Raw genomic sequence first — 12,289 nt, 5'->3', positions numbered from 1 at the left:
TCGCGAACCTTGAGTAAAATCAATACGAGGTTTCGCCAGAAAAGCGGCGTATTTGCCCAACGATTCCGAGGTCTGGTAGTACCTTGTGCCGGGCGCGGAAAATAAACAAAAACAATATGGTTAGTGGACGGCTGGACACCGAAATTTGCTACGCAATCATTATACTTTTTCGAAAAGTGTCGAGCCCGTCCGGGCACGCGGTAGACCAGTCGTATGTCCGCTGGAGCGTCAGTAGTGACAGCTGGAAGGAGCGCCGGGTTTAAAGCCTTGGTCACAGACTGGATTCATCGGGCGCTTGCGATCCATCATTCGAGGAGTGAGAAATCGATTGGTCGTCGGTGTGGTATTCTGCTTACTCACTGCCTTTGGGTTGGATTGCTGTGCCTTCGATGAAACAGGAGCCGCGGAAGATGGCGCAAGGGTCGCAAGGTTAAAGAGTGCAGCGACCGCCGCAACCATGAAAGCGCGGTTCATTGGCATTCTCCTTCGGATAATGGTTGTCATCAAGGGCGAACACCGCATACACGCGGTGAAGTCGCATAGGCAGTCGGCCCATGCTGCCTGTGCTGTGTGAACCGGTGATGTCAACACGCTCGCGCAGAGAAGGAGCTTGACCGCAGCCCGCAATTAGTAACTGAACGCTTCAGTCCGCGGGAGCTTCCAATGCGTTCAAGGATTATCGCACTTCGATGTTGATCGCTTTGGGGCCTTTGCCCCTTTTATCTGGCTCCGTATCGAAAGACACCTTCTGTCCTTCATGAAGAGATTGGATGCCAGAATCTTGAAGGGCCGAGATGTGTACGAACACATCATTGCCACCGCCGTCGGGGCTTATAAAGCCAAACCCCTTGTCGGCATTGAAGAATTTGACTGTACCCGTTGGCATTGCTTACCTCATCAACTGCGAGACGGCCCCACCATGTAGCCGACGCTTGTCCTTCGCAAGCGAAAATACGTCTCGCACAGCTACGCTGGCGAACTTGGTCTCGCGTGGAAAAGATCAGAGTTGGACCCGATGGAATATATCGTTCCAATTTGAAGCGGAGGTGAAGGTCGCTGTCTTCCCAGTCACGGGTTTTGCTTCATCCACGTAATATGGGTACTTGCCTCTCTCACTGCGTCATCGACGGTTCCGAATAGCGATGTGTAACCGCGATAGTTTCGATATGGCCCGTTGCCGTCTCCATCGTCGGGCTCGATCCATTCTGGGCTCGGCGGATTTGCGATGAAATCGAGATCATAACGTATGACCTCATCGGAGACAGTCTCGATTACACTCAATTTTGCCAGGAGCCGCCGGACGTCGGCCTGCATAGCGATCATGTGCGGCGTACGCCGATGGAACTCGTGTGCCTCGGCATCGCGGAAGCCTTCGATCAGAACCACGACGTCTTCGTCGTCCTTATGCCGATGATACTCGAAAAATACGCAGCCCGGCTCAGCGCGTGTTAACGCGACATGGGGCTCCATGGCGGCGAGGAACTCGTCTCGCATCCCCTGCCTGCAGCTCAGCCAGCCGGTTATGAACTTCATCGACCACCTACCGCCGACAAGGCAGCTATTACCGCACCAGATTCGGCCGTCCAGCCGAACAAAATCTCGATTGCGAGAAGTGACGCTTCATGGTTGCTGCGGGGCGCATCAGCCGCGATCAACTCGGCCGTGCAGTCCCTAAGTACAATGCAACGGTAGTCGCGGAACATCGCGTCCCTGACCGTCGACTCAACGCATATGCTGGTCGTCGCACCCGTGAATATGAGCGTGTCGATTCGTTTGGCACGAAGAATGGTGTCAAACGACGTTTCGAAGAAAGCGCTGTATCGATGCTTGGAGACCACGACATCGCCTTGTCGGGGCTCAAGTTCCGCGACGATTGCCGTATTCCAAGTGTCGCGAACGAGGATTTGACTTCGGGTGCCGCCCGGTGCCTCCACTGTCGCGCCGATGTTCATGCGCCTGTGCTTGATCCGATGCGGGGAATCCTCGTTCCCCGCATCGGAGAGGTCGGAATTGTGTTCCTGCCGGGTGTAGACGATAAACAGTCCCGCACGCCGTGCCGCCTCGAGCACCCGGGAAATCGGCTGAACGAGGGCCGCAATTGGTGCGACATCAAGCCCAGCACGTTCGAACATTCCTCCATGGCTACCGAAGTCATTCTGCATATCGATGACCACGACGGCCGTCCGGTGGGGGTCGAAGCTTATCGGCTCAGGCCTAGCGGTAATTGAAACTTGCGCATCCATTCCCAGCCCTCCCGCATCGAGCGCGGCGACTATAGCACAGCGTGGGTGTATCGTCTGCTAGATACCAACCGGTGCTTGTCGAAGGGACTGAGCGAAGTAATGTGCCCATATGAGCAGTCACAATCTGAAGATAGAAGGGCTTTGAAGGCCGAAGCACCGGCGTCGCTGGTCGACGCTAAAAAGCTGGCCCGATCGAGCCAGTGTGCCCGACCACAGGTCTTCGACCAGCAGCCTACGAGATCGCACGCACGAAGCTTGCTGTCGATGGCGAGATTGAAGCGGGCTTGCTCACGGAGCGCCCCGCTGATTTCAAGGCGAACGCGGATCGACCAGACATTTTTCGGTTGAAGTGGCCGCTTTTGACCGACAAGGACGCCCTCGTTCCACGGATGCCGGGTACGCATTACGACGGTTTCCACGACGAAGTCTCCGCCACACCTCCCGCCGCAACGTCCCTAATCGACGGGTAAACGATATCACAATCGTCGCCTCGCGGCCCACGGCGGCCGTTTGGAAGGTCTGCTGCTTGCCGATCACCTGGCGGCCGATCTCGCCCCCCTTGCATGACGCCGATCCGTGTGCTAGACACTGAACTAGATGGTTCAGTTTTCGACAGCTCGCCTTGATGCCTCCTTTGCCGCGCTCTCGGACGCCACTCGACGCGGCGTTCTGGAGCAGCTCGGGAGTGCGGATGCTTCGATCACGGAGCTTGCAGAGAAGTTCCACATGACCCTCACGGGCATGAAGAAGCACGTCGGGGTCTTGGAGCAGGCGGGGCTGGTTACGACGGAGAAGGTCGGGCGTGTGCGGACCTGCAGGCTCGGCCTGCGCGGGCTCGAGGAAGAGGCGGCCTGGATCGAAGCGCGCCGCCAGATCTGGAACGCACGCTTCGACGCGCTCGACGAAGTCGTCGAGGCCCTAAAACGGAAGGAGAAAGTCGATGGGAGGCAGAGCGAGTAACGGCCGCACGGCGGTCGAACGGAGGTCCGAGCGCGAACTCGTCGTGACGCGCACCTTCAACGGCCCGGTTCGCCTCGTGTTCGACGCGTGGACCAAGCCTGAGTTGTTTAAGCTGTGGTGGGCGCCGAAGTCGTGCGGCGTCCCCCTGCTTTCCTGCGAGATGGATGTTCGCACCGGGGGCAGCTATCGCATCGTGTTCGGACACGACGCCTCGGACTCCATGGCCTTCTTCGGCAAGTACCTCGAAGTGTCGTCGCCTTCGCGCCTCGTGTGGACCAATGACGAAAGCGATGACGCCGCCGTCACCACGGTGACCTTCGAGGAAGAGGACGGCAGGACGCTGCTGGTCCTGCAAGAACTCTATCCCTCGAAGGAAGCGCTCGACGAGGCTTTCGTCGGCATGGAAGACGCGATGCCCGAGCAGTTCGAGCAGTTGGATGAACTTCTCATCATCTGGGGCGTGAGCGTGTGACAGCTTCAACTCAATCGGCCACGCCACAAACAGGGACGAGATAGGGCATTGGCGCAGCCTAGAGCGCCTTGCCTATGATATCCACCACAGCGCCCCTGCCACAAAGGGAGAGGACGTCACCGTTCAAGTGCCAACGCGAGCGCAAAATCGTCTGAATTGAGCACCGCGCTGGTCCACACGGGGCTATAAAGAGCCGCGCCGAGAATGCCGACTACGGCAGCGTTCGCGCCACGCATGGCTGCCTGAGCCATCGGGCGCTTCCGTAGGCTGTCCCACGCGCCCAAGAGCAGCAAGAATCCAGGCAGAAAGATCGCGACTAAGCAGATCACTGCGCCAAGCAGGTCATCGGGGGCAGGCCCGCATGACAGCGCCGAGATAGGCGGCGACCAATCTAGCGCTCTGCGGTCCGACGCTCGTCTAACGCCAAGTTTTTTGAGATAATGAGTATTCGGCAGATCACCCGATCTGGCCAATTATCGAGGGAGGATGTCCTATGCCACTTTTCGTAACGACAGGGTGCTATACAGCCACGTCAGCGAAGGGAATGATTGACAATCCATCGAACCGAGAACAGGCGGCCCGTGGCATCATGGAAGCAGCGGGCGGGAAACTGCATTCTTTCTACGTCACGACCGGCGAAACCGACTGGATGGCAATCACGGAATTCAACGATGGTGCCGACCTGATGCCCGCACTTCTCGTCATCGGCGCATCGGGAGCCGTATCGAATGTCAAAACCGTGCGAGCCTACACGGGCGCGGAATTCAAGGCTGCGCAAGAGAAGGCGGGCACAATCGCATCTACCTACAAGCCCCCGGCAAAATAGGCAGGCCACTGGTTGAAACATCTCTGGCAGCGGATCGAACTTCCGCTGCCAGAAACGATGTGTTAGCGCGCAATGAGGCCGCGTTCGAGCGGGGTCAACTCGATCGCGGCATTCCCCGCGGGCTGCTCGATCCGCTGGAGACCTCTCAACCTCCTCGCGATCGCGAGGAAGTAGCGGCAAAGGCGCGAGAACGGCGATCCGGTTCGCGTAAGAGAGTCCATCACGCACAGGAGATCTCAGTCAGGTCTCAAGTTGACGCATTTCAGCTTTCGGCCATCGTCTGCAGTCGGCCCAAAGTGGTCGCGCGTTCCACGACCAGCCCGTTGTCGGCTTATTCATTCACCCCTATAAAAACAGCATGAAAATTCGACGAGCGTCTGAATCGGACCAAGATGCCATCTGGCGTATCATTGAACCCGTCATACGGGCGGGCGAAACCTACGCGCTTGATCGCAATTTGAGCAAGGCCGATGCACTCAGCTATTGGCTTGGTATCGATCGAGAAACATTTGTGGCCGAAGAGAATGGGAGCATCGTCGGCACTTATTATATCAAGCAGAACCAGGGTGGGGGCGGAGGCCACGTTTGCAATTGTGGGTACATGACCGATCATTCTGCCGTTGGGCGAGGCGTCGCAAGAGAAATGCACCAGCACTCCCTTGAGATCGCGAGAGAACGGGGCTTCCGTGCCATGCAATTTAATTTCGTGGTCAGTACGAACGAGCGTGCCGTGAGATTATGGAAATCCCTCGGATTTGAGGAAGTAGGACGCCTACCGGGCGCATTCCTGCATCCCATGACGGGTTATGTCGACGCGTTGGTCATGTATCGAATACTTTGACGTCCCCCATGACAGCCACGGAGGTGCGGGATGAAGACTATACCGCGCATTTCGTACGAACGACGAAGGGAGAGTTGGCAGGACGCGACCGTCGCCTTTTGCATCGCGGGTGTGCTTTCAATGGTCATTATCCTGGTTTTCCTCCAGTCCAGGCGCGAAGCTGCCGAGGGGGCACAGCTTTTGGCCCCAAATGGTCATCGGCTCAGTGATAAATGGCAGCAGGAGCGAGTATTCGCGTAAGGAAATCTCGAAGGACTGGTGTGATCTGCTCTCGTGGGAGACGATGCCCACACTCAAAGGTATGAAGAGTTGCTGATACGCCGGCTTGTAAAAGGGCTCCTAGAAATCTCTCGGCGTGATCAATAGGCGCACGGTCATCGTACTTGCCATGCAACAGCAGTGTTTCTGCGTGGATTTTGTGTGAATGATACAGAGCAGAGCGATCCAAGAAAGCTTCGCTTGAAAGGCCTGCCTCTTTTTGGATGGCCTGTTGCAAACCCCGCGAACTGCTTTGGTACGCTCCCCTGAGATCGTAGACGCCTCCCGTGAGGATGATTGCTCGGAGATCACGCACCTGAGCGGCAACCATGGCCGAAGCGACTGCCCCCCGACTGTTTCCATAGAGAACAATGCGTCCGGGATCGACTGATGGCTGCTCCCTGAGAAAGTCCAAGGCAGCCACAATCGCTCGCTGGGTAGCTGGTCCGCAGAAATCGGCAGGACCATCGGATGCACCAAAACCGGGCTGTGAAACGGCAGCCGCCGTTACGTTGAGACGAGAGGAGAACCGAAGCAACGATCCGTCATCAACAGCCTCTTTGCCCCCCAAAAGGAGCCCGCCCTGATTGCCATGCACGAACAATATCGCTCCTGCAGGTCTTGCAGCTGAGGGTCGAGCCAGGCCATCGCTGCCACCAATCATATGTTGCGTAATCGCCGACATTGCCGTCACCGAGTAAAATTGGTGGTGAGGATAAGGGGGCATGACATCCTGTCAATGACCGCTGTTGATGGCGCATAGTTGCCATAGTGCTCCACGTTTAGTGGCATTTGATATCGAGTGCCCGGAATTATCCGCCAAAGTGTGGGGCGGCACACCGGTTACGATAGACAGCGCTGTAGCCTCATTTGCTGGATATTGTCGTCTTCACGGTCGGCCTCGCGCCACCACGAATGAACGCAAGCGAGTAGTGGGTCGCTGCGGCAAGCAGACCGACGAATGGTCCGAGACCGGCCGCCTTCACCTGGATTGAATTGCCCAGCTCAAAGCAAAAGGCCGTTATCCTGTTCCCCGCCGTTTCCCGAAGGGAAGACGATCATTTGTGAAGCGCGGCAGTGAGCCATGACGAAGCCCGGTCGATAGCCACCGTCCTTCTGGATTTCAACGGCAGCAAAACGTTGTATCGGCCCTCCGGCGACAGTCTGGTCTCATCGAGAGCAACCAGCGTGCCGTCATCGAGGAACGTCTGAACAAGGGTGCCCCAGCCCAGGGCAATTCCCTGACCCGCGCGTGCGGCGAATATGGTCTCAGTGTAATGGCTGAATCGAAGAGAGGGCGTAACCTCGAAGTGAACGCCAAGTTCTGCGAGCCATTGCCCCCAGGAAAGCCACGATCGGTCCTCGGCGTCAGTCTCGATAAACTCGTCGGCCGTGGACAATGGGCCCTTGTCGCGCCGGTTGAAGTATTCTGGCGAGCAGACGAGCATTATTTCGTCCCCGCGGGAGGCAATAACCGTTCCGTCGCTGAAGGGAGGCAGCCCGAACCGGATGGCAAGATCGACCGCCCCGCTGTCCAAATCGATCTTCTGATCCTGGGACACGACGCGAATCTGAATGCCGGGATTCTGGGCGCGAAAATCGGCGAGGCGGGGAAGCAGCCAGAAAGATGAAAAAGCTACGGTCGCGCCGATGGTAACCACATCCTGGGCGGCCCCCTTGATGGCATCGATTGCGTCGGAAATGTTGGAGAAGCTCTGCGCTAGGGAGGCGCCCAGCCCCAGACATGCGGCAGTCGGCTCGATTGCGCGGTGCTTGCGCACGAACATCGGCTGACCGAGCTCTTCCTCCAGCAACGCAATTTGCCGGCTTACGGCCGCCTGGGTAACGCCGAGCTCGCCCGCAGCGATGGTGAAGCTCTTACGGCGAAGGACCGCCTCCAGCATGATCAGGGCCGTCATCGACGGCAAGCGCCTGCGAAACTGCATTCCATGCCTCGTCACATTACTCGTCGTTATGCGAATGTGATAATTAATGCCGTTGAAGAGGCACCGTAGCAAGGGCAGTCTATGCGAATACAGGCATAAGGGGCTCTCATGCTAAACAAACTTCCCTCCTCCATCTCCGCCCTTCTCGACGCTCGCACGAACGGCCACTCGCTGCCCGCCGGCCTCTACACGCGTGAAGACGTCTTCGACGCGGACATCGATGTTTTCTTCCACAAACACTGGATTTGTATCGGTCTCGACTGCGATGTTCCGGAAGCTGGCGATGCCACTGTCATCGACATTGGCAAGACGAGCCTCATCCTGCTGCGAGATGACGAGGGCGAAATTCGTGTGCTGCACAACGTCTGTCGCCACCGCGGCGCTCGCCTGCTGGACGAAGGAAAAACGATCGTTTCGAAGCTTGTCTGTCCCTATCACACCTGGACCTATGAGCTTACCGGAGAACTCAGTTACGCTCCTCATATGGGCAAGGACTTCGACAAGGACTGTCACGGACTGAAACCGGTGACCTTCAAGTCGATTGGTGGGCTGATCTATGCCTGTCTCTGTGACAACCCTCCCCACGACATCGACGTCCTCGAACATACAATGGTTGAACGCCTCGCTCCCTACGACATCCGTAATGCGAAGGTCGCCCATCAGACGGATGTGATCGAGGATGGCAACTGGAAGCTGACGATGGAGAACAATCGTGAGTGCTACCACTGTTCCGCGAACCATCCCGAGCTCTGTGTATCCTTCGTCGATCTCGACTTCGGCTTCGATCCGGAAACCTTGAGCCCGGAGGACCGCGCGCAGGCGCAAGAACATTTTCGGCTCTATGAAGAAAAGACCAAGGCGTGGGAGGCCGACGGCTTCCCATCCGCCGCCGTCGAGCAACTCTCCGGCTGCGCCACGAACTTCCGCACGCAAAGACTGATCATCGCTGGCGCCGGCGAATCCCAGACGCATGACGCCACGGCCGCATCATCTAAGCTGCTCGGCCACATGACGCGGAAGGACTTAGGCGATACCCATCTTTGGGGCCACAACTCCTGGAACCACTTCATGGGCGACCATGCTGTGGTCGCCATCGTCATCCCCCTGTCGGCCGGCAAGACCCTGGTCCGGACGAAGTGGCTGGTGCACAAGGATGCGGTTAAGGGTGTCGACTACGACCACGACAAGCTGACGGACGTCTGGATTGCGACGACCGACCAGGACGCTGACCTGGTGGCACGCTCCCATGCAGGTGCGCTCGATCCTGCCTACCGGCCCGGCCCCTACTCGCAATTCTCGGAGACCAACCTCGACAAGTTTGCAACGTGGTACATCGATCGGATGCGCGCAAATGGATATTGATTTCGCACAGAAGCAGGGCGGCTCAGCGCTGCGCGACACATGGGATCCCGAGCAAGACGACACCTTGGTGTGCTTGGACGTTCATCAGGAAACCCAAGACGTCAAGAGCTTCACCTTTGCGTCACCGCAAGGCAAGCGCTTCAGCTTCGACGGCGGACAATACTTCCTCTTCGACTTCCCGATTGGCGATGATGCCGAGGCACGCTGCTACAGCATCTCCTCGTCGCCGCACCGTGCAAACGCTTTTACCGTGACGGTCAAGCGGGTCGCGAACGGAAGAATATCGAACTGGCTTCATGACAACATGCAACGCGGTATGACCGTGAAGGCTCAGGGGCCGCTCGGTCGTTTTGTCTGTCCGCGCATCACCGCCCCGAAGCTTCTGCTTCTTTCCGGCGGCTCCGGCATTACGCCGGTGATGTCTATTCTGCGTGGCCTGGCGGATCGCTGCGAGCCCGCAGATGTCGTATTTCTTCATGCGGCTCGCTCGCCAGTCGACCTGATTTTTCGCAACGAGCTGAGCTGTCTTGCCGCACGAATGAAAGGCCTTCGCCTGCAGTTTCTGCCTGAGAGCGTCGATGGGGAGCCATCCTGGCCCGGGCTGACAGGCCGGATTTCGCCCGAGTTCCTGAAGCTCGCCGTGCCCGACATTGCGGAGAGAACCGTAATGTGCTGCGGCCCGGCGCCATTCATGGCCGCGGCGCGCTCGATCACCGCGCAGCTCGGAGTGCCCGTGAACAGCTACATCGAGGAAAGCTTCGATGCAGCGATTATCGAGGAACGAGCCGTCACCGGCGAGACCTCGACAGCAAACAAGGTTTTTCAGGTCGAATTCGCCAAGCAATCCAGAAAGATAGAGGTCGCCGACGACCAGACGGTGCTTGCCTGCGCGAAGAAGTCGGGCGTGCGCATCCCGTCCTCCTGCTCCAATGGCGTATGCGGCACATGCAAGTCGAAGCTGGTTTCTGGTGCGGTCGACATGAACCACAATGGCGGGATACGGCAACGAGAGATCGACGCTGGATTGTTCCTGCCTTGCTGCTCCAAGCCTCTCACCGACCTGGTGATTGATCGCTAACGGCTGGGCACGCGCCCGCACGACCTATCCTTTGGCGACAATAGGGATCGACCATGCTGCTTAGAGACAGGATCTCCGACCAAGGCTCCACGCTGTTCAAGGACGAGCGCAAGCAGGCCTATCTCAATCCGGCAGGAGCCGATCGGCCGCTCATAAGTCCTGTTCCCTTGCAAACCCTCGATTCCGTGCGGCGGTACCGGCTGGACCGCCTTCGCTTGCAAATGAAGGAATGGGACTGTTCGGCGTTGCTGTTGTACGATCCGGTCAACATACGCTACGCGTTCGACTCGTCGAACATGGCCATCTGGACGATGCATAATCCCTCGCGATATGCGCTCGTTGTCGCTGACGGTCCCGCCATCATGTTTGAATTCGAGGGATCGGAGCACATCAATGACGGGCTTCCCGATATCGATGAAATCCGCACGTCAAAATTCCTGTTCTTCACCTCCGGTAACCTTGTCGAACACCGAATGACGGACTGGGCCGATGAGATCGCAGACGTCATGAAGTCCCACGGGCGCAACACGAGACTTGCCGTCGACAGGCTCGAGCCGGCGCCGGCATCGGAGCTTTTAAAGCGCGGCCTGGAACTGCTGGACGGCCAGGAGCTGGCCGAACGAGCACGCTCGATCAAAAGTCTTCAAGAAATCGAACTCATGCGGTGGACGATCCGGGTGTGCGAAGCCGGTATGGCCCGCATGTACGAGGTTTCCGAGCCCGGACGAACGGAGCGCGAAATTTGGACTGAGCTGCATTTTGAGAACGCCCGCAGTGGCGGCGAATGGCTTGAGACGAAGCTTTTGACGGCCGGCCCACGAACCAATCCCTGGTATCAGGAGTGCTCTGACTACGTCATAAAGCACGGCGAGATGATCTCCTTCGATACGGACATGATCGGGCCCTATGGATATTGCGCCGACCTGTCGCGCTCATGGACCTGCGGTCACGTGGCAATGAGCGACAAGCAAAGCGAGCTCTATTCGGCGGCGTTGGATCAGATCGAGCACAACCTGTCGATCATTCGTCCTGGCATGACATTCGTTGACTTCAACGAAAAGAGTTGGCGCATCCCTGAAAAGTACCTGCCTTATCGCTATACTCTGGCAGTGCATGGGACGGGAATGGCCGACGAATGGCCCGGCATTTTGCTCCACCCCGATTTCGACCAGAACTTCACGGGCGTCATTGAAGAGAACATGGTTCTAAATGTTGAAAGTTTGATTGCGGAGGCAGGGTCGGAGAGCATCAAGCTGGAAACGCAAGTTCTTGTTACGTCTCGAGGAGCGGAGCGCCTGGACTCTTTCCCCTGGGAGGAGATCTGAAAAGGCTTCGGACGCGCAAAAGCCCGCAACGCGTTAGGATTGGCCGGTGAATGGAGAAGGCGGATGAGCGACTTCACCATCTCTTCTGCACTATTTTCAAGATGTAACAGCTATCGATACCTGCTGGAGCGACAGTGGGATCCCTCAAGGGAGACTGTCGCGTTCCTGATGCTCAATCCATCCACTGCGGACGCCTTCAGCTCTGATCCAACGCTGCGTCGATGCATCGCCTTTGCGAGGTCGTGGGGGTTCGGCGGTCTCGTCGTTGGAAATCTCTTCGCCCTTCGATCGTCCAATCCAGGACAGCTCTATGAGCAAGCGGACCCGGTTGGGCCTGAAAACGATCGATACTTACGCAAGATGTCCGAAAGCTGCGACAGGATCGTGTGTGGCTGGGGAAGGCATGGTGCCTATCGTGATCGAGCTTTTGAGGTTTGTCGAATGCTCGCGACGTCAAAGCTCTATGCACTCAAATTCACGTCGGATGGGCACCCCTGCCACCCGCTCTATATTTCAGGCACAGTCGAGCCGAGGCCATTCCAATGGTGAACTCGCTATCGCCGGTGCCGCGTCCGGTCGCAACGCCGAGGCGCTGCGCAGCCTCGGTTTTTCGCTGGTTCCATGGGTGGCTAGACAGACCGCTCTAGTTCCGGCAGGACATCGAACAGGTCGGCGACGAGACCGTAGTCGGCGACCTGGAAGATCGGGGCCTCCTCGTCCTTGTTGATGGCGACGATGACCTTCGAATCCTTCATGCCGGCGAGATGCTGGATGGCGCCGGAGATGCCGCAGGCGATGTAGAGATCGGGCGCCACGACCTTGCCGGTCTGGCCGACCTGCCAGTCGTTCGGGGCGTAACCGGCATCGACGGCAGCGCGCGAGGCGCCGACGGCGGCTCCGAGCTTGTCGGCAACCGGCAGGATGACCTGCCTGAACTTCTCCGCCGAGCCGAGCGCCCGGCCACCGGAGATGATGATC

At 58.0% G+C, this 12,289-nt stretch carries 16 protein-coding genes and 2 pseudogenes; 10 read left to right on the top strand and 8 right to left on the bottom strand.

Features of this window, described 5'->3' with window-relative positions; genetic code table 11:
• Positions 1-228: 228 nt before the first annotated feature.
• The 4 genes from K9B32_RS26405 to K9B32_RS26390 all read right to left on the bottom strand — a co-directional run bounded on the left by K9B32_RS26405 (position 229) and on the right by K9B32_RS26390 (position 2,243).
• Positions 229-474: a hypothetical protein gene (locus tag K9B32_RS26405; protein ID WP_224567869.1), complete on the bottom strand. Its 246-nt coding sequence runs from the start codon at positions 472-474 to the stop codon at positions 229-231.
• Positions 475-676: 202 nt separating this feature from the next.
• Positions 677-886: a cold-shock protein gene (locus tag K9B32_RS26400; protein ID WP_007792156.1), complete on the bottom strand. Its 210-nt coding sequence runs from the start codon at positions 884-886 to the stop codon at positions 677-679.
• Positions 887-1,068: 182 nt separating this feature from the next.
• Positions 1,069-1,533: a putative quinol monooxygenase gene (locus K9B32_RS26395; protein WP_224567867.1), complete on the bottom strand. Its 465-nt coding sequence runs from the start codon at positions 1,531-1,533 to the stop codon at positions 1,069-1,071.
• Positions 1,530-2,243 carry a cysteine hydrolase family protein gene (locus K9B32_RS26390; RefSeq protein ID WP_224567865.1) on the bottom strand — a complete coding sequence of 238 codons (714 nt, stop codon included), beginning with the start codon at positions 2,241-2,243 and terminating at the stop codon, positions 1,530-1,532. Before K9B32_RS26390 ends, K9B32_RS26395 begins: the two co-directional genes overlap by 4 nt.
• Positions 2,244-2,443: 200 nt before the next feature.
• Here K9B32_RS26390 and K9B32_RS29075 point away from each other — a divergent pair, with 200 nt between their 5' ends.
• From K9B32_RS29075 to K9B32_RS26375, 3 genes are all read left to right on the top strand, one after another.
• The gene (locus tag K9B32_RS29075; protein ID WP_318013373.1) at positions 2,444-2,713 is read left to right on the top strand and encodes a hypothetical protein; all 270 of its coding nucleotides are present in this window, start codon (positions 2,444-2,446) and stop codon (positions 2,711-2,713) included.
• A 127-nt stretch (positions 2,714-2,840) separates the two neighbouring features.
• On the top strand, positions 2,841-3,203 hold the full coding sequence (locus tag K9B32_RS26380; RefSeq protein WP_133704368.1) for an ArsR/SmtB family transcription factor: 363 nt from the start codon (positions 2,841-2,843) through the stop codon (positions 3,201-3,203).
• Positions 3,184-3,675, top strand: a complete 492-nt coding sequence (locus tag K9B32_RS26375) for an SRPBCC family protein (protein WP_224567863.1) — start codon at positions 3,184-3,186, stop codon at positions 3,673-3,675. Before K9B32_RS26380 ends, K9B32_RS26375 begins: the two co-directional genes overlap by 20 nt.
• 131 nt (positions 3,676-3,806) lie before the next feature.
• Here K9B32_RS26375 and K9B32_RS26370 read toward each other — a convergent pair.
• Positions 3,807-4,059 (bottom strand): annotated as a pseudogene (locus tag K9B32_RS26370) (chromate transporter); the annotation flags it as partial.
• Between the two features lie 109 nt (positions 4,060-4,168).
• Here K9B32_RS26370 and K9B32_RS26365 point away from each other — a divergent pair.
• From K9B32_RS26365 to K9B32_RS26355, 3 genes and pseudogenes are all read left to right on the top strand, one after another.
• Entirely contained in the window at positions 4,169-4,501 is a 333-nt protein-coding gene (locus tag K9B32_RS26365; protein ID WP_224567861.1) for a GYD domain-containing protein, read from the top strand.
• Between the two features lie 68 nt (positions 4,502-4,569).
• Positions 4,570-4,695 (top strand): annotated as a pseudogene (locus K9B32_RS29195) (DUF2277 domain-containing protein); the annotation flags it as partial.
• A 164-nt stretch (positions 4,696-4,859) separates the two neighbouring features.
• Positions 4,860-5,342, top strand: coding sequence for a GNAT family N-acetyltransferase (locus K9B32_RS26355; protein ID WP_224567859.1), 483 nt, complete (start codon positions 4,860-4,862; stop codon positions 5,340-5,342).
• Between the two features lie 202 nt (positions 5,343-5,544).
• On the opposite strand, the gene K9B32_RS26350 is transcribed toward K9B32_RS26355, so the two are convergent.
• Positions 5,545-6,285 carry an alpha/beta hydrolase family protein gene (locus K9B32_RS26350; RefSeq protein ID WP_224567857.1) on the bottom strand — a complete coding sequence of 247 codons (741 nt, stop codon included), beginning with the start codon at positions 6,283-6,285 and terminating at the stop codon, positions 5,545-5,547.
• Positions 6,286-6,658: 373 nt separating this feature from the next.
• Complete coding sequence (locus K9B32_RS26345; protein ID WP_224567855.1) at positions 6,659-7,546, bottom strand: LysR substrate-binding domain-containing protein; 888 nt, start codon at positions 7,544-7,546, stop codon at positions 6,659-6,661.
• 108 nt (positions 7,547-7,654) lie between these two features.
• On the opposite strand from K9B32_RS26345, the gene K9B32_RS26340 reads away from it, so the two are divergent.
• The 4 genes from K9B32_RS26340 to K9B32_RS26325 all read left to right on the top strand — a co-directional run bounded on the left by K9B32_RS26340 (position 7,655) and on the right by K9B32_RS26325 (position 11,860).
• A complete protein-coding gene (locus K9B32_RS26340; protein WP_224567853.1) occupies positions 7,655-8,908 on the top strand; it encodes an aromatic ring-hydroxylating oxygenase subunit alpha in 1,254 nt (417 codons plus the stop codon).
• Positions 8,898-9,986, top strand: a complete 1,089-nt coding sequence (locus K9B32_RS26335; RefSeq protein WP_224567851.1) for an FAD-binding oxidoreductase — start codon at positions 8,898-8,900, stop codon at positions 9,984-9,986. The genes K9B32_RS26340 and K9B32_RS26335 overlap by 11 nt, the downstream gene beginning before the upstream one ends.
• 53 nt (positions 9,987-10,039) lie before the next feature.
• Positions 10,040-11,311, top strand: coding sequence for a M24 family metallopeptidase (locus tag K9B32_RS26330; RefSeq protein WP_224567849.1), 1,272 nt, complete (start codon positions 10,040-10,042; stop codon positions 11,309-11,311).
• A 63-nt stretch (positions 11,312-11,374) separates the two neighbouring features.
• Entirely contained in the window at positions 11,375-11,860 is a 486-nt protein-coding gene (locus K9B32_RS26325; protein ID WP_224567847.1) for a DUF1643 domain-containing protein, read from the top strand.
• A gap of 80 nt (positions 11,861-11,940) precedes the next feature.
• Here the strand turns inward: K9B32_RS26325 and K9B32_RS26320 are convergent.
• A partial coding sequence (locus K9B32_RS26320; protein ID WP_224567845.1) for an electron transfer flavoprotein subunit alpha/FixB family protein occupies positions 11,941-12,289 on the bottom strand: 349 nt, incomplete at its 5' end.

This window comes from Rhizobium sp. 3T7 (genome assembly GCF_020166565.1).
In the GTDB taxonomy this organism is placed as follows: domain Bacteria; phylum Pseudomonadota; class Alphaproteobacteria; order Rhizobiales; family Rhizobiaceae; genus Rhizobium.
This window is presented reverse-complemented; position numbering and strand designations above follow the sequence as displayed.